Source organism: Vibrio hepatarius (assembly GCF_001274785.1).
Classification (GTDB): Bacteria; Pseudomonadota; Gammaproteobacteria; order Enterobacterales; family Vibrionaceae; genus Vibrio; species Vibrio hepatarius.
This window is the reverse complement of record NZ_LHPI01000004.1, coordinates 14585-31296: the sequence shown is the minus strand read 5'-3', so window position 1 is coordinate 31296 and position 16712 is coordinate 14585. Positions and strand designations below refer to the sequence as shown.

At 46.8% G+C, this 16712-nt stretch carries 13 protein-coding genes; 5 read left to right on the top strand and 8 right to left on the bottom strand.

Annotated features, from left to right (window positions below; translation table 11 throughout):
• Positions 1 to 1749 carry a lipid A ABC transporter ATP-binding protein/permease MsbA gene (gene msbA, locus AKJ31_RS06880; RefSeq protein WP_053408366.1) on the bottom strand — a complete coding sequence of 583 codons (1749 nt, stop codon included), beginning with the start codon at positions 1747 to 1749 and terminating at the stop codon, positions 1 to 3.
• Positions 1750 to 1780: 31 nt separating this feature from the next.
• Complete coding sequence (locus AKJ31_RS06875; RefSeq protein WP_053408365.1) at positions 1781 to 4021, bottom strand: DNA internalization-related competence protein ComEC/Rec2; 2241 nt, start codon at positions 4019 to 4021, stop codon at positions 1781 to 1783.
• A gap of 8 nt (positions 4022 to 4029) precedes the next feature.
• Here AKJ31_RS06875 and AKJ31_RS06870 point away from each other — a divergent pair, with 8 nt between their 5' ends.
• Positions 4030 to 4560 carry a DUF2062 domain-containing protein gene (locus AKJ31_RS06870; RefSeq protein ID WP_053408364.1) on the top strand — a complete coding sequence of 177 codons (531 nt, stop codon included), beginning with the start codon at positions 4030 to 4032 and terminating at the stop codon, positions 4558 to 4560.
• 113 nt (positions 4561 to 4673) lie between these two features.
• Here the strand turns inward: AKJ31_RS06870 and lolE are convergent, their stop codons facing one another.
• The 3 genes from lolE to lolC are packed head-to-tail and all read right to left on the bottom strand — an operon-like array spanning position 4674 to position 7807.
• Positions 4674 to 5918, bottom strand: a complete 1245-nt coding sequence (lolE, locus tag AKJ31_RS06865) for a lipoprotein-releasing ABC transporter permease subunit LolE (RefSeq protein WP_053408363.1) — start codon at positions 5916 to 5918, stop codon at positions 4674 to 4676.
• A gap of 1 nt (position 5919) precedes the next feature.
• Complete coding sequence (gene lolD, locus AKJ31_RS06860; RefSeq protein ID WP_053408362.1) at positions 5920 to 6606, bottom strand: lipoprotein-releasing ABC transporter ATP-binding protein LolD; 687 nt, start codon at positions 6604 to 6606, stop codon at positions 5920 to 5922.
• Positions 6599 to 7807, bottom strand: coding sequence for a lipoprotein-releasing ABC transporter permease subunit LolC (lolC, locus tag AKJ31_RS06855; protein WP_053408361.1), 1209 nt, complete (start codon positions 7805 to 7807; stop codon positions 6599 to 6601). The genes lolD and lolC overlap by 8 nt, the downstream gene beginning before the upstream one ends.
• 164 nt (positions 7808 to 7971) lie before the next feature.
• On the opposite strand from lolC, the gene AKJ31_RS06850 reads away from it, so the two are divergent.
• From AKJ31_RS06850 to AKJ31_RS06835, 4 genes are all read left to right on the top strand, one after another.
• Positions 7972 to 8538: a hypothetical protein gene (locus AKJ31_RS06850; RefSeq protein WP_053408360.1), complete on the top strand. Its 567-nt coding sequence runs from the start codon at positions 7972 to 7974 to the stop codon at positions 8536 to 8538.
• Between the two features lie 11 nt (positions 8539 to 8549).
• Positions 8550 to 12011 carry a transcription-repair coupling factor gene (mfd, locus tag AKJ31_RS06845; protein ID WP_053408359.1) on the top strand — a complete coding sequence of 1154 codons (3462 nt, stop codon included), beginning with the start codon at positions 8550 to 8552 and terminating at the stop codon, positions 12009 to 12011.
• Between the two features lie 54 nt (positions 12012 to 12065).
• Positions 12066 to 12839: a peptidoglycan binding protein CsiV gene (locus AKJ31_RS06840; protein WP_053408358.1), complete on the top strand. Its 774-nt coding sequence runs from the start codon at positions 12066 to 12068 to the stop codon at positions 12837 to 12839.
• Positions 12840 to 12916: 77 nt separating this feature from the next.
• A complete protein-coding gene (locus tag AKJ31_RS06835; protein WP_053408357.1) occupies positions 12917 to 13456 on the top strand; it encodes a GNAT family N-acetyltransferase in 540 nt (179 codons plus the stop codon).
• 45 nt (positions 13457 to 13501) lie between these two features.
• Here the strand turns inward: AKJ31_RS06835 and AKJ31_RS06830 are convergent, their stop codons facing one another.
• The 3 genes from AKJ31_RS06830 to AKJ31_RS06820 all read right to left on the bottom strand — a co-directional run bounded on the left by AKJ31_RS06830 (position 13502) and on the right by AKJ31_RS06820 (position 16696).
• Positions 13502 to 14791 (bottom strand): NAD(P)/FAD-dependent oxidoreductase, encoded by a 1290-nt coding sequence (locus tag AKJ31_RS06830; RefSeq protein ID WP_053408571.1) that lies wholly within the window; start codon positions 14789 to 14791, stop codon positions 13502 to 13504.
• Positions 14792 to 15198: 407 nt separating this feature from the next.
• Positions 15199 to 15741 (bottom strand): alpha/beta hydrolase YcfP, encoded by a 543-nt coding sequence (gene ycfP / locus AKJ31_RS06825; protein WP_053408356.1) that lies wholly within the window; start codon positions 15739 to 15741, stop codon positions 15199 to 15201.
• 100 nt (positions 15742 to 15841) lie between these two features.
• On the bottom strand, positions 15842 to 16696 hold the full coding sequence (locus AKJ31_RS06820; protein ID WP_053408355.1) for a phosphotransferase: 855 nt from the start codon (positions 16694 to 16696) through the stop codon (positions 15842 to 15844).
• Positions 16697 to 16712 lie beyond the last annotated feature (16 nt).

Here is a 16712-nt window from a genome sequence, read left to right as displayed (position 1 = left end):
TTAGCTACCAAACTGAATACGGTGTAACTGCGCGTAAGCACCATCTTTTTCGATTAGCGTTTGGTGATCGCCACGCTCTACCACCTCACCTTCATCGATTACCAAAATTTCATCGGCATTTTCGATAGTCGATAAGCGGTGTGCTATCACAAGTACTGTCTTATTTTTCTGCAACTCGTCCAGCGCTGACTGAATCGCTTTTTCTGATTCTGTATCCAGAGCTGAAGTCGCTTCGTCGAGGATAAGTACAGGTGCGTCTCGCAATAGAGCACGGGCAATCGCAATACGCTGTCTTTGACCACCAGATAAGCTTGCGCCGTTCTCACCAATCATAGTATCTAAGCCATGTTCCATTGGTTCGATGAAATCCATCGCGTACGCTAGGCGTGCCGCTTCTTCGATTTGCTCACGGGTGTACTTATCTTCTGCTGCGTATGCAATGTTGTTGGCGATGGTGTCGTTAAACAAGTGTACGTTTTGCGATACCAAAGCGAAATGCGAACGCAAGTTCAGTAGTTTGAAATCACGAACGTCATGGTCGTCGAGCATAATGCTGCCAGAATCGACGTCGTAGAAGCGTGTAAATAGGTTTGCAATGGTACTCTTACCCGAACCTGAACGACCGACAAGCGCCACGGTTTTCCCTTGCGGGATCTTAAAGCTTACGTTACGAAGCGCCGGTTTTTCTTTACCTTGATAGGTAAAGGTCACGTCTTTCACTTCAATCTCACCACGCACACGGTCAGTTTCATAAGTGCCCGTGTCTTTTTCAGTTTCAAGATCCATTAGCGCAAACAAGGTTTGGCTCGCTGCCATACCACGTTGGAAGTCAGAGGTTACGTTTGTTAGTGCTTTAAGTGGGCGCATCATACCGAACATCGCAGAGAATACGACGGTAAACGTACCCGGAGTCAACTGACTACGAATCTCTTCAAAACTTGCCAAGAACAGCACAACAACCAATGCAAATGAAGCAATCAGCTGAATAACAGGGTTAGCAATCGACTTAGCCGCCACCAGTTTCATCGACTGTTGACGCATACGATTACTAACAACATCGAAACGTTGGCTTTCGATGTTTTGACCACCGTAGCTTAATACAACCTTATGGCCTTTTAGCATTTGCTCCGCAGACGAAGTTACGCGCCCCATCGAGTCTTGCATGTTCTTTGAAATCTTACGGAAACGCTTAGAGACAAAGCCAATCGCCCAAGCAACAACAGGTGCAATCACGATCAGAACCAAAGAAAGTTGCCAACTGTTCCAAAACATCAGAACTAGCAGGCCGATAATGCTCGCGCCTTCGCGAACAATACTGACTAACGCTCGGCTTGTTGCGCCTGCAACTTGTTCCGAGTCATAAGTAATGCGAGAGAGCAAACCACCTGTCGATTCTTTATCGAAGAATGCAACTGGCATGTGCATAAACTGTTTGAAGATGCTGCGACGCATCAACATGACCACGTTGCCGGACACCCAACTCAAGCAGTAGGAGGAGACAAACCCACTTAAACCGCGAATTACCATCATGCCGAGAATGATCAATGGGAGCACGCGAAAGAAATCAGACTCAGCGTTGCCAAAACCTTCATCAAGAAGTGGCTTAAGTAAAGACACCATGTAAGTGTCTGCGGCAGCGTTAATAATCAGAGCAACTACGGCAACCGCAAGGCCCGCTTTGTACAGGCGGATATAAATCCACAAACGCTTAAATGTTTGTAAAGTGGTTTCGTCTTTATTCAGTGACATAGAACTGCTTATTTTTCTTACAATAATCTGCCTATTCTACCCCCTTACGTAGCATCTGCCTATACCAAGCGCCGCCTTTGCTCACCCTAAGTTGGCTCACTGAATAACGTTCTGCATAAAAGCTCACCACTATTTGCCCTGACGTTCCGGTATCAAGCCACTTAACTTGCTGGCTTTGGTAACGTGCAACTACCGCTGGTTGGGGCAATTCCCATCGCCCTGATTTCGCGGTCGAGGCAATCGCAACTTCGGGAGAGACGGCTTCGATAAACTTCGGTACAGAAGACGTTTTACTGCCGTGATGAGGAACAAGCAAAATGTCCGCATCCAACCCACGATCCCCTTGCAAGAGTAACCATTCAGAAATCGCATCGATATCGCCCGGCAACAGTACCGAATAAGGAGAGTCTTGGTGACGTAACTTGATAACGCAGGATTGCGGATTATAAGCTCGCGGCACACTTTGTGGAGGCCAAAGCACATCAACCGCCATAGAACGCCATTGCCATTCTTGCCCGTTAACACACTTAGTATTTCCGACTTCTTGCTGGCTGGTAACAAAATGTTGTGGCGCCATACGATTAACCACCGTTTGCCAATCTCCTGCGTGGTCGCTATCAAAATGACTAACCACGAAAAAATCGAGTTGGCGTATACCTTTATTCATCAGCGTTGGCAATAGCACTTGCTGAGCAATACTCGAATCTCCCCAAGCGACGCCTGTGTCATAAACCAAAGCGTACTGATGCTGTACCGCAATCACCGACAAACCATGTCCAACGTCTAGTACAATCAACTGCCAAAGTGGCTCGGGTTTCCTGTCGTATCTCACACATATCAGCACGGCAACGAAAACAATCACTGCCCTATGTGTTAACCATCGAATAAGAAAAATAATGAGTACCGAAAAGACTAATAACTCCACTTGAGTCGCAGACAATTCAAACCATGTATGAGTAGCTAGCGACGTTAGGTAAGTAACCGGATCGAGACTGAGATCTACCAGCGACCAAAGAAAGTTCGCCTCCGAAAACAGCAGTGAACCCAACAAAGCAAGAAAACTAAGCGGAACTACAACAAAACTAAACCAGGGTACGAAGATAAAGTTGTAAGCGATAGCGCTGAGGCTGACGCCATGAAACAGCAACGCAATCATCGGTGCCATTGCCGTAACAATGAATACTTGGATTTCTAGTGCCATTTTCCAGCCGCCGCGCCGGTGTGTTTTTAGCCCTAGATAAACAAAGATAATGCCGACAGCGGTCATAGATAACCAAAGGCTGACGTCGACACTGGAAAATGGCGATACCACCAGCAAAACACATAAGATAACTAACCACTTCAAAGGCATCGGAATATGCCGCTGGCTGGTTTGGAGTAAACAAAACAGTACGCACATTAGCAAAGCGCGACGAGTGGGGATTGAAAACCCTGCTAACCAAGCGTAGACGACGGCAAAAGTTATCGCGCAAACCAGCGGCATCAAGTCGTACCGCGTATTGACGCCAAGCGCGATACGCCCAAGCCCCCAACCAAGCGCGAAGACAATTCCAATATGCAGCCCCGAGATCGCGATCAAATGACTGAGACCACTGGATTGTAAGTTTTGCCATGTTTGTTGAGATATGTTGTGCCGCACTCCAAACAGCAACGCTTCTACCAAACCTCTGTGTTGTAAACTTTGAGTATCGCTGACTAAGCGATCATATAAGGTCTGTCTCAATGAGTAGTGATTAACGATATAGAAACTGGTGGAAGGTTTGATCGACGCTCTTGCAACGACTGAACGTGAAAGCGCATACTTTTCAGCGTCAAAGCCAACATTATTCATTAACCCTGCAATTGGTTTCAATGAGACATGAGTGGTGACTTGATCGCCTATTTTTAAACGATGTGGAGAGGTAAGCCACAAAGTTGGACGCTCAAAAATGCTCAATCTTCGTCCATTGATTGATCTAACTACAACTCTGCCCTGAAAGCCGTGACTTATTTGCTTAAAAAAGCTGTCAACCTCCGCATTTATGATAATATCCGAACCAGTTTTAAAAAGCTTATCTGTTTGGTGACGCAGAATATTTCCATGAATGAGTATGACTCCGCATGCGAAAGTTAAACCAATACAAACTCTTAGCGTTTTGACTTTTAGTGAAAGTGCGATTAAACCAATACAGGGAGCAATCCAACCCCAGTTTGGCAATGTAGGCCATGTGGGGGCGGTAAAAATAACGATCGCGAACGACACAAGCGTCCAATAAATTAAGTAGAGAGTCATTTTCCCCCATGCCAAGAAAGTTCATAAAACGCTTTATGCCTGACCACGAAGTAATCAAGCGTCAGAAGGCATTAAAGATTTTTGGCAATGTGCTATACAACCCCAACTTATGGTGTCTGAACCGCCGTTCAGCGGCCGGCGCTTTCGCTGTTGGGTTATTTATGGCGTTTGTACCGCTTCCAAGCCAAATGATCATGTCAGCCGGACTGGCTATTGTATGTGGTGTAAACCTACCTCTCTCCGTCGCGCTAGTTTGGGTCAGTAACCCAATCACCATGCCAGTTCTGTTCTACTTTGCGTACAAGATTGGCGCTTGGGTAATGCACGTCCCACCGCAACCTTTCCACTTTGAGCTTTCTTGGGAATTTATCGTCCAACAAATGAACACCATTGGCCCACCGTTTTTACTCGGCTGTATGATTTGCGGCTTGGTTTCGGCCATGCTGGGCTACTTTGGCATTAAAGCCTTATGGCGCTACTCGGTGGTTCGTAGTTGGCAGAAACGCAAAATCAGATTAGGCGGACTACTTAAGAAGTAAAGTCGACTCTATATAGAATTGAGTTGAGTTAACGCCAGAGTGTAACTGAGCTGATAAACAAGTATGAAAAAAAGGACCGTGATGGTCCTTTTTGCGTTTTGAGGTGGAATACGTTACTTGGAACTGAGTACCGCTGCTGGGTTCAGCTTGCTCGCTCGAGAAGCAGGATACCAAGTCGCCAGTAGGCTGAGAATAATCGCAGTCGAAGAGACCAACATCACATCTGCGACATTCACTTGCGACGGTAGGAAGTCGACGAAATAGATATCACCCGACAAAAACTTATGCCCGATTAAACTCTCTAACGCTGAGATTATCTGTGTCAGATTTAACGCAACAGCTACACCAATCACACTACCGACCAAACTGCCGAGTACACCCGAGAATACGCCCTGCCAAACGAAGATTCGTTTCACCAGCCCATCCGTTGCCCCCATGGTGCGTAAGATGGCGATTTCAGATGCACGGTCTTTAACTGCCATCATTAAGGTTGAAACGATATTAAAACTCGCCACCCCGATCACCAGCACCATTACCAAATACATAATGGTTCTTACCAACTGAATATCTCGGTATAAGAAGCCGTATTTCTGCAGCCAACTGCGCAGGTAAACATACACGTCCAATGTGTTACCTGACTCACGCACGATCTGGGTTGCATTCAGTACATCCGAAACTTTCAGCGAAACGCCTGTCACGCCTTGGTTCAACTTCGCATATTGCTGAGCGTCCGCCAATGGTACTAGCGCAAGGTTGTGGTCAATCTGGCCATTTAAGGTCAACAAACCAGCGACTTGGACTCGTACACGTTTTGGCGCCTGGACTTTGCTGGCTGAACCGATAGAAGGAATCATCAAAGTCAGATAATCCCCTTGTTCAACACCTAATAAACTCGCCACACCTTGGCCTAGAATGACTTGCTTAGATCCTGCAGCGAAGTTGTCCCACACATCACGTTCGATGTACTGGTTAAGATTAGAGACTTTTTCTTCTTGTACCGGGTCAATGCCACGCACTTCGATTGCTTTGAGTTGCGAGCCTTTTTCTGCCAGAGCCGTTAACCTGACATAAGGAGCGGCTGCTTCGACCTCTGGATGCTTTTCGGCTTGGGTCACGACTGACTGCCAATCGAGAATCGGCTCTTTCACACCTTCAAACTCACCATGTGAAATCACAGATAGCACGCGGTCTTTCAATTCTCGCTCAAAACCATTCATCGCAGAGAGACCAATGATGATCACCGCCACACCGACCATAATACCTAGCGTGGAGGAGAGTGAAATGAACGACACCATTTTGTTACGCTGCTTCGCACGACTAAAACGTCGACCGATAAATAATGAAAGAGAAGAGAACAACTTACGCCTCCCCTACATTGAGCAACAACCCATCTTGCATATGTAGTTGTCGGTCCATCTTCGCCGCCAACTCACCATCGTGGGTTACGACTAAAAATGCAGTCCCAGACTCTTTATTCAACTCACGCATCAGATCGTAGATAGCGAGCGCAGTTTTGTGGTCCAAGTTACCAGTCGGCTCGTCTGCCAGTACCAATGCTGGACTATTCACCAGCGCGCGCGCAATTGCCACTCGCTGTCTTTCACCACCTGACAGCTCAGACGGACGGTGGTCAATTCGATGACTCAAGCCAACTTTATCCAACAGGACTTTGGCTTTTTCTTTCGCCGCTCCTGTTCTCATACCACCAATCAATAACGGCATTGCGACATTTTCTAGCGCGCTAAAATCAGCCAAAAGATGGTGGAACTGATAGACAAAGCCCAAGTGTTGGTTGCGAATCTTCGCCTGTTTATTAGAACTTAGTGCCGACAACTCATCGCCAAGAAACGTGACATGCCCTTCAGTCGCGTCATCAAGCGCACCTAAAATATGCAATAACGTACTTTTACCCGAACCCGACGAGCCGATGATCGACGCCAACTCACCTTCTTTCAGATCAAAACTGACACCTTTTAATACCTGAGTATCAAGTGTCCCTTCGCGGTATGTTTTACAAATATTGTGACACTGTAGAAGGTTACTCATATCTCAAAGCCTCAGCTGGTTTTACAGAAGATGCACGGTAAGAAGGGAAAAGTGTCGCGAGTAAGCTAAGTGCAATTGCCAATACTACGACCACCACGATTTGAATCGGGTTAATTAAAACAGGCAGCTGTCCGCCAACCGAAAATAGCGCCACGCCAGCACTTTCCAGTAATGTGTTGAGGTTACTCGCCAACAGTACACCTAGTGTGCCGCCGATTAATGCGCCCATTACACCACTACTCGCGCCTTGAACCATAAAGATCGTGAGCACTTGTTTGTCCGTCATGCCTTGAGTTTTTAATATGGCGACTTCTGCCTGCTTCTCCATCACCACCATGATAAGTGCGGAAATGATGTTAAACGCGGCAACGCCAATAATAAGACCCAGCATCAGTCCCATCATATTCTTCTCCATACGCACGGCCTGGAAAAGTTCACCACGTTGGTCACGCCAGTCTTGCCACTTCCAACCTTGTGGTAAATCGGCTTCACTCAACTCAGAAACCACAAATGGGTCAGCAAAAAATAGACGCCAGCCCGTCATCGTGTCGCTTTTCAGTCTCAACAAGCGCGCTGCATCGTCGATATGGGTCAACATTAACTGGCCATCCACGTCGGAGCCCGTATTGTAGATGCCAGCCACGGTAAACATACGTTGGCTCGGGATTCGCCCTAACGGTGTAAACTGGCTGGCACTGGTTACCATCAGTCTGACCTTATCCCCGATCGACACGCCCATATTACGCGCCAGAGTATGGCCAAGAAATACCTGGTACTTGCCCGCTTGCATGTTCGTCAATCGGCCAGCAATTAAATGCTGCTCAATTGGGTCATGGTCACTGGGCTTAATTCCAATCAGCAGGCCTGCCGTAAGTTGCGATGAGCTTTGAATAACCGCTTCACTCTGTACGATAGGCTCAGGATGTGCGGCACTCGATAAGTTTTGTATGAACTGCGGCGCTTGTTCCGTTCTCGTTGTTTTACCGCCCTCTTGAGAAACAATAGCTTGTGGAAGTACGCCGAGGATGCGTCCTTTAAGCTGGGCTTCGAACCCATTCATTACCGATAATACGGTAACCAGAGACATCACCCCGATGGTGATACCCGCTGTAGACATATAAGAAACAAATCGACTGAATCTATCACCGGAACGTCCACGTAAATAACGCAGTCCGATAAAAGCCGAAACCGGATGAAACATAAAATAGACCATTAACGTTTGATAGCTGCTAATGTACCGATTTATCACGGGTGGGTGTAGCCCTTATTTGCTAATTACACGTCAAAATGTGTGATAAACAATGACATACCTTGATTAGTTGCTTCGTATGGCGATAATCAGAGGATTAGAGAAGGAAATTTCACATGTCTGATCAAGAATACTTTAGCGTCCATCATAAAATGACGATTAACGTCGAGCCATTAGCACCGGGCGAATCATTCCCCTCTTACGATCAGTTTGAAAGTGAAATCCCTGCACCTTTCTTAGTCGCGAGTGAGTTCAGCAACCTAGATTTACTCAACGATAAAGCACGCGCCGAACTCAATAGCAGTGAACTAAAGCACGTCATCGAACTACTCGATACACAGAACTCAAAGTTAAACTTACTGCTGACCTTTATGCTGTCACAACAAGACGACGAGACGCTCCGATTTAAAACTACGTCTTTTGGAGCAAGCCAATTTAGTTTCGTCACTCAAGAGCCGCTTTCTATTGAGACTAAAGTCCGCGTAAAGTTGTTTTTAGACCGACCAGCCGCAGCGATTTACAGCTATGGCCACGTCATCGCGTGCGAAACTCAAGACGAACAACATCTAGTGACCGTAAAATATGACCTGCTACGTGATATGGATGAAGACCTGCTGATTAAAGCTGCACTTTACCAACAACAAAAAATCCTACGTCAGCGTTCACTAAACCGAGACAAATAAACCTGTTTTCTATGTCCGATACTACTCTTTTAAAACTGACGAACCCAACAGGTGTTGGCGACAAAAAATTCGTCGGTAATCTCCAAGGCGCAAGCCTAGCGTTGGCCATTGCTGAATTAGCTGGACAACATTCAAGCCATACCTTACTCGCGGTACCTGATCCACAGACTGCTCTCAAACTGTTACAAGAAATTGAACAGTTTACAGACCAAGAAGTCGCGCTTTTTCCAGACTGGGAAACTCTGCCGTACGATAATTTTTCTCCGCATCAGGAGATCATTTCCGACCGTATCGCTAGATTGTATCAACTGCCAACACAGACCAGCGGTATCACGATAGTCCCGGTCAGTACGCTACTCCAGCGCCAATCGCCGCGTGAGTTTCTAATGCAGCACACTTTGATGGTCAAAGTGGGTGATTTGTACTCGTTAGATAAACTGCGCATTCAGTTGGAAAAATCGGGTTACCGACACGTTGACCAGGTGTTTGGTCCGGGTGAGTACGCAAGCCGTGGCTCGATTTTGGATTTGTTCCCGATGGGCTCGAATGATCCATTCCGCATCGACTTCTTTGATGACGAAATCGACACCATTCGTACTTTTGACCCTGAGAACCAACGCTCAATCGACGATGTAAAAGAAATCCGTTTGTTGCCAGCGCACGAGTTCCCGACAAGTGAAGCCGCAATTGAGGATTTCCGAATCCGTTGGCGTCAACGTTTCGAAGCTCGCCGCGAACCAGAATCTGTCTATATGCAGGTTTCCAAAGGCACGTGGCCAGCCGGTATTGAGTATTGGCAACCGCTATTTTTCGAGCAAACTGAAACTCTGTTCGACTACATTGCCGACGACAGCCAACTGATTACCGTCGGTGATATTGAAGCGTCAATTGACAACTTCTTAGCCGACGTCGATTACCGTTACGATCAACGTAAAGTTGACCCTCTGCGTCCTTTGCTTCCACCCGACGAACTGTGGCTGAAAAAAGACGAGCTGTTTGGTAAGTTCAAATCGTTGCCACAGCTGCAGCTTTCAATTGAGCCTATCACGGAGAAGCAAGGCCGTAATAACGCTAGCATCCAACCGCTTCCTGATCTTGCAGTCCAGCATCAGAACAAAGAGCCAATGGCAGCACTGAGAAAGTTCAGTGAAAGCTACGCGGGCAAGATCATTTTTTCCGTCGAATCGGAAGGCCGACGCGAAGCGCTATTAGAGTTGCTGCAACCAATTAAACTGCGCCCTAAAGCATGTGATAGCTTTACCTCAGCACTGAAAGCCAAAGATAAGTTCACGCTTATTCTCGGCGCTGCTGAGCACGGTTTCTTATACGGTGATGATCACCTAGCGTTGATTTGTGAAAGTGATTTGCTCGGCGACCGCGTCATCCAACGCCGCAGAAAAGACCGTAAAGCGACCAATAGCGACGCGGTTATTCGAAACCTTGCTGAGCTCAAGCCTGGTCAACCTGTGGTACATATTGACCACGGTATTGGACGCTACATTGGTCTGCAAACATTAGAAGCAGGCGGCATGACGACCGAATACGTCACGCTCGAATACCAGAACGAAGCGAAACTTTATGTCCCGGTTGCCTCGTTAAACCTGATTAGCCGCTACTCTGGTGGCGCTGAAGACGCCGCACCTATTCACAAACTGGGTGGCGAAGCGTGGGCAAAAGCACGACGTAAAGCGGCTGAGAAAGTACGCGATGTTGCAGCGGAACTGTTAGACGTTTACGCCAAGCGCGAACTCAAGCCGGGTTACAAGTTTGCTCTCGACAGAGGTCAATACGCGACATTCAAAGCTGGCTTCCCGTTTGAGGAAACCGACGACCAGTCAATGGCGATCAACGCCGTCATGTCAGACATGTGCCAAGCCAAAGCCATGGACCGTTTGGTTTGTGGTGATGTGGGCTTTGGTAAGACCGAAGTAGCGATGCGCGCGGCATTCTTGGCGACCGATAACGGTAAGCAAGTTGCGGTACTTGTACCGACCACACTACTCGCGCAGCAACACTTTGAGAACTTCCGCGACCGCTTTGCCAACCTGCCTATCCGAGTTGAAGTGCTTTCACGCTTTAAGTCTGCCAAAGAGCAAAAGCAAGTCATGCAGGACGTTGAAGACGGCAAAGTTGATATTGTCGTAGGTACGCACAAGCTGCTGTCAAACGACATCAAGTTTAAAGATCTTGGATTGCTGATCGTTGATGAAGAACACCGTTTTGGTGTGCGTCAAAAAGAGAAGATGAAAGCAATGCGTGCTGACGTCGATATTCTCACTTTAACGGCAACGCCAATCCCAAGAACGCTGAATATGGCAATGAGTGGCATGCGAGACCTCTCGATCATTGCCACACCGCCTGCGAGACGTTTAGCGATTAAAACCTTTGTGCGTCAGCGAGAAGACGCGGTGATTCGCGAAGCAGTGCTACGTGAAATCATGCGTGGTGGTCAGGTTTACTTCCTACACAACCAAGTCGAAACTATCGACAAAGTAGCGGCAGATTTGGAGAAGTTAATCCCTGAAGCGCGTATCACAGTAGCGCACGGGCAAATGCGTGAGCGCGAACTAGAGCGGATCATGAATGATTTCTACCACCAGCGCTTTAACGTTCTGGTTTGTACCACGATCATTGAAACCGGGATCGACGTGCCAACCGCCAACACCATCATCATGGATCGCGCGGACAACCTTGGTTTGGCTCAGTTACACCAATTGCGTGGTCGTGTAGGTCGTTCTCACCACCAAGCGTACGCGTACCTACTGACGCCACATCCGAAAGCGATGACCAAAGACGCAATCAAGCGTCTCGATGCGATCGCCTCGCTGGAAGACCTCGGCGCAGGTTTTACGCTTGCAACGCACGATTTGGAAATCCGCGGTGCAGGTGAATTACTTGGTGACGAACAGAGCGGCCAAATCCAATCTGTCGGTTTTACCTTGTACATGGAGATGTTGGAGCAAGCGGTAGAAGCATTAAAAGAAGGGAAAGAACCGTCACTGGATGATCTATTGCGTGAGCAAACGGAAGTCGAGATGCGCTTACCCGCGTTGCTGCCTGACGATTACATCCCAGACATCAATACCCGCCTCTCAATGTATAAGCAGATCGCCAGTGTCAGTGATAAGCAAGAGCTTGATGAGCTTAAAATTGAGCTGATTGACCGCTTTGGTCTGCTACCAGACGCGACCAAGAACTTACTCACGATTGCAGAGTTAAAACTGCAAGCAGCAATGCTCAAAGTGAAGAAGATTGAAGCGCACGAAAAAGGCGGATATATAGAGTTCTATCCAGATGCTGACATAAACCCGATGTATTTGGTTAAACTATTGCAGTCTCAGCCACAAAAATTCGCAATGGATGGGCCAACTAAGTTCAAGTTTACGGTACCATTAGTCGATAGACGTAAGAGAATTCAATTCGTTGCTGACATGTTGGGTGAATTCCAACAAAACCTTTTACCTAAAGCCTGATAGGTTCGGGCTGATTAATTATCCACGGTGACACCACCTGGTTATGGAGTTGTAATGAAAAAGCTGATCCCACTATTACTCTTGTTTGTTGCCCTACCATCTTGGGCGCAGCGACAATTTGATATAGAAGTGATCATTTTTAAGCGTGATGTAAATCCAGAGCAAACAGAAGAGTCATGGCCAAACACCTTACCGAAAATTGAGTTAGAGAAAGCCGGCACATTTGCCGACTCTGATTTTCGTTCGCGTAAGGGTGTACGTATGCTGCCGTATTCTTCATACCAGCTAACGGATGATGCACAAAGACTGAAGCAACACGCTGGTTTTGACGTTCTATTCCACAAAGCGTGGCGTCAAGGCGACCGTGGTCGTTTGTCTGCACCAATCTTCCATATCCAAGCGGGTAAAGAGTTCTCTGACGCGTTTAATGCAGACGGTTCGGCTAAAGGCTCTCGCCAAGGCGTTGAAGTCATTGATGGTGTACAAGAACAAAACGTCTCCAACTCTCTGTACGAACTGGACGGTACGTTCCAAATATACGTCGAGCACTACTTGTACGCCGACGTAAAAATGGATCTTAAAGCACCAAGCGTACGTGAAGTTGTACTGCAAGAACCGGTTGAGCTAGCCTCAGACAAAGCAACCACAACGCCTTCAGACAGTGTAGTGCAAGCTGGTTTAATGGAAGAAGTTCAACCAACAGTTGAAAAACAAGAGTTTCTTAAGAGCTACCGTATCGACCAAAAACGTCGTATGAAGAGTTCTGAGACGCACTACCTAGACCATCCACTAATGGGGATAATTATTCAGGTTCGTCGCGTCAATTAATCCGCCTATAATTATATGTAGCTCTCTTTTTAATTTAAGCAGCCCAACTTGGGCTGTTTTGCTATGCAGGCTTTAGAATGACACCTGACTATAAGATCATCACGCCTAGACTGGAATTGAAACTGATCCCAAACGAAGACGCTGACCAACTACGCGACTGCGTCAATCACTCTCCTACCCTACACCGTTGGATTGATTGGTGTACACCCGACTTTACTCTGGAGCAATCGGAACGCTTTCTCCTTGCTACTCGCCTCAATTGGGTCAAGTCAGAAGCGTATGGTTTTGGCGTATATCGCCGTTATGACGACGAACTGATTGGAATGGTCGCCATCAATGAGCTGTACCATACTTTCAATATGGTCAGCTTGGGCTATTGGATTCGAGATAGTTTCCAAGCGAATGGCTACGGAAAAGAGGCGCTGGAAGGACTGATTAACTTTTGTTTTGAGCAACTCAAAGTGACTCGCGTTGAAATCGTCTGTGACCCAGACAATCTACCTAGCCAAAAGCTTGCTGAGCGTTGTGGTGCGGTGTTTGAAACCAAAGCAAGAAATCGGTTTATCTATGATGGAAAGCCTAAAGATGGCATGGTCTACTCCATCATCCCACAATAAAAAAGAGCGCCTAAGCGCTCTTTTTTATCAATAAGCTCGACTGAATTAGTGCAGCTTCAAGTTCGGGCGAAGCACGCGGTTAATACGTCCCATCAGAATAATAAGTGCAGTTTTGAACACACCGTGTAATGCCATTTGATGTAGACGATAAAGCGAGATGTAAACCACGCGAGCAATACGTCCTTCAACCATCATAGAACCCTTAGTCAGGTTACCCATCAGGCTACCTACCGTAGAGAACTGGCTTAAAGAAACCAAAGAGCCTTTGTCTTTGTATACATAAGGCTTAAGTTCACGACCATTGAGCTTCGCAACGATATTGTAAAACGCACGGCTTGCCATTTGGTGCGCAGCTTGCGCGCGTGGCGGAACAAACGAACCGTCAGCTTGGGTACATTGCGCTAAATCACCGATAACGAAAATGTTGTCATCGCGCGTGGTTTGCAGTGTATCATTCACAACCAACTGGTTGATGCGGTTTGTTTCTAAGCCCGCGATGTCTTTAATAAAGTCAGGAGCTTTGATACCGGCAGCCCAAACCATAATCTTCGCTGGGATCTTCTCGCCGTCTTTAGTTGTCAGGCCATCCGCCTCTGCTTTTGTCACCATAGTCGCGGTGCGAACATTTACCCCAAGCTTAGTCAGCTCGTGGTGAGCCGCACTTGAAATGCGCGGTGGTAGCGCTGGCAGAATACGTTCACCAGCTTCAATCAGGTTTACGTTCAGTTTGCTCGAGTCTAAATCATCAAAACCGTATGAACGCAGCTCTTTGATCGCGTTATGCAGTTCTGCAGACAGTTCAACACCTGTTGCACCAGCACCTACAATTGCAATATCAACTGTGCCGTTACCGTTGTTCGCGTGTAGCTTCATGAACTCATTGTTCATTTCTGTGCGGAAACGGTGCGCCTGCTCTGGGCTATCTAAGAAGATACAATGTTCGCGGACACCAGGAGTGTTGAAATCATTAGAGGTAGAACCGATAGCCATCACCAGAAGATCGTATTCCAGCTCTCGGCTTGGGATCAGCAGTTCACCGTGCTCGTCAGTAAGCTCGCTTAGCTTAACGACTTTACGCTCACGGTCGATGTCTTCGAGACTGCCCATTTGAAAATCGAAATGATGGTTTTTAGCGTGTGCGCGATAGCTTAACGCGTCAACGCCTTCATCCAATGAACCGGTAGCAACTTCATGTAAAAGTGGCTTCCATAAGTGGCTGGCTTTGCGGTCAACAAGAGTGACTTTTGCTCTTCCCTTTCGTCCAAGTGTACGACCAAGTTTGGTAGCAAGCTCAAGACCGCCTGCACCGCCGCCTACAACGATAATTCGTGTCACAGCAACATTCCTCAAAAAGTAAATAAACATGTTTCAGCTCGATTGCTCAAGCCGATAAAATTCTGTTTTTTTCATGGTCAAACTGCTGGCACGGTTGAGCTCAGTCTTACGTACGCTGACCGGTAGAGGCTTCAATTGTGTTTCGACACACTTACTGGATAAAAGCGAGCCTTTAGGCTCAAATTCACTCATTTTTAGAGTAATTATTCTTGGACAAGCTTTGTGCCTGTTCTTAATTTATTTGATTGATATCAAATTTTTTCATGCTTCGAATATTATAAGGAGCAAAAAGCGCATCGCAACCAAAGAATGCACGCAACTTATTAAAACAGGGTGCAGATGCGCAAGAAAAAAGCGACGTGGCATAACCACGTCGCTTTATACAGTTTATTGCACGTTTTAAATGTCTAGTTTGCTTCTTTAAACGCCTTAATTGCCTGCAGATGTTGTGAGATTTTCTTAAACTTATGGGTCTGAGTATCGTCCCAAATAACCTCGTAGTAATCTTCCAGCTCTTCCGCCGTTTTGTTGTTGTCGTGTACTTCGTCTTCTTTCGACAAAATAACAAGGCAACGACCGTTGTTCTTCATTCTAAATTGTTCAATGCACTTGGTCGCAATGTCTTCATACTCTTCAGGGCGGTCAATGCGACCCTGCATATTGCGCTCAGGATGAAGATTTGGGTTAAAGATAACCTGCTTGATACCACATAAGAAACCAACGCGTTCGGACCAGAAGCCACCCAAACCAACCCCACAAATCACTGGGTCTGGGTCGTCCGACTGTTCAATCACCTTTTGCACTTCCTTGAGCAAATGTTGCATGTCGTGTTTGGGGTGCAATGTGCTGTAATTGATAAAGCGCACATCGTCATCGATGAACTGCAATTGCAGGACTTTCTCATGGTTACCAGGGCTGGTTGAATCAAAGCCATGTAAGTAAATAATCATTCTGTTTCCCCCACTCCTTCTCGTTTAAATCTACCACGAAAACTAGGGTTTAAAAGCGCACATTCTAAGAATCCTATTTTCGATATTTGAAACAGTGATCTTAACTACAAAATGTGTCGAGTATTTTTTCTGCTTGGGTTAAGTATTGTTCATCTCCCCATAATTGGTAAGCGAGCAAATACCATAACATCGCCATCATTGTGGCACGCGGCTTCCACGCCATCACCCCTTCAACCCAATCATCGACACCTTCGATTTCGCGTAATTTACAGTATTGATATACCGCTTCAAGAGGAGACGCATCCATCACATCGATACTCAAAGTGAGGTCGAGCCTAGGGTCAGCCAGCGCAGCGTATTCCCAGTCGATGACTTTGTTGCCTTGCTCAGTTTTCACCATGTTGTAGCCTGCCAAATCAAAATGGCACAGTGTTGTACCTACATCAGCAAGCACTGGGGCTTTGCGCCATCCTTGATAAACGTCATGGTAAGGTTGGGTTTTCAAATCTTCGCGCAGCAGCATCCAGTAGTGGTCGACTCTGGCAGTGAAGTTGAACGGCGCGACAGGAATTCGCTGGGTGTTGAGATTGTGGATAGCTACCATGGTTTCCAGCAGCGAATCAAAATCTAACGACGCTGCGAGTGACTCACCTTCAACCCATTCAACTAACAAACCTTGGTCATTGATGAAAATCGGTGCGGGAGATAGTTGCGAATCACGAATCGCAGATAGGATCTGGTATTCCTGAAAACGGGAAATGGAAAACGCTTTAGTGATTTGTGTAGCAGGTCGCCAGACATAGGCTTCACCGTTTGATGAAACCACTTTCCAACATCGGTTTGTCAGGCCTCCAGTCAACGTCTGTGCGTAATCCGGAGGCACTGAAAAGAAGTGATCGAGTGACAACAATGAACTGTCGAGCTGACATGCTTCACTCCATGACATCCTTGCCATAAATCACCTCTCGATA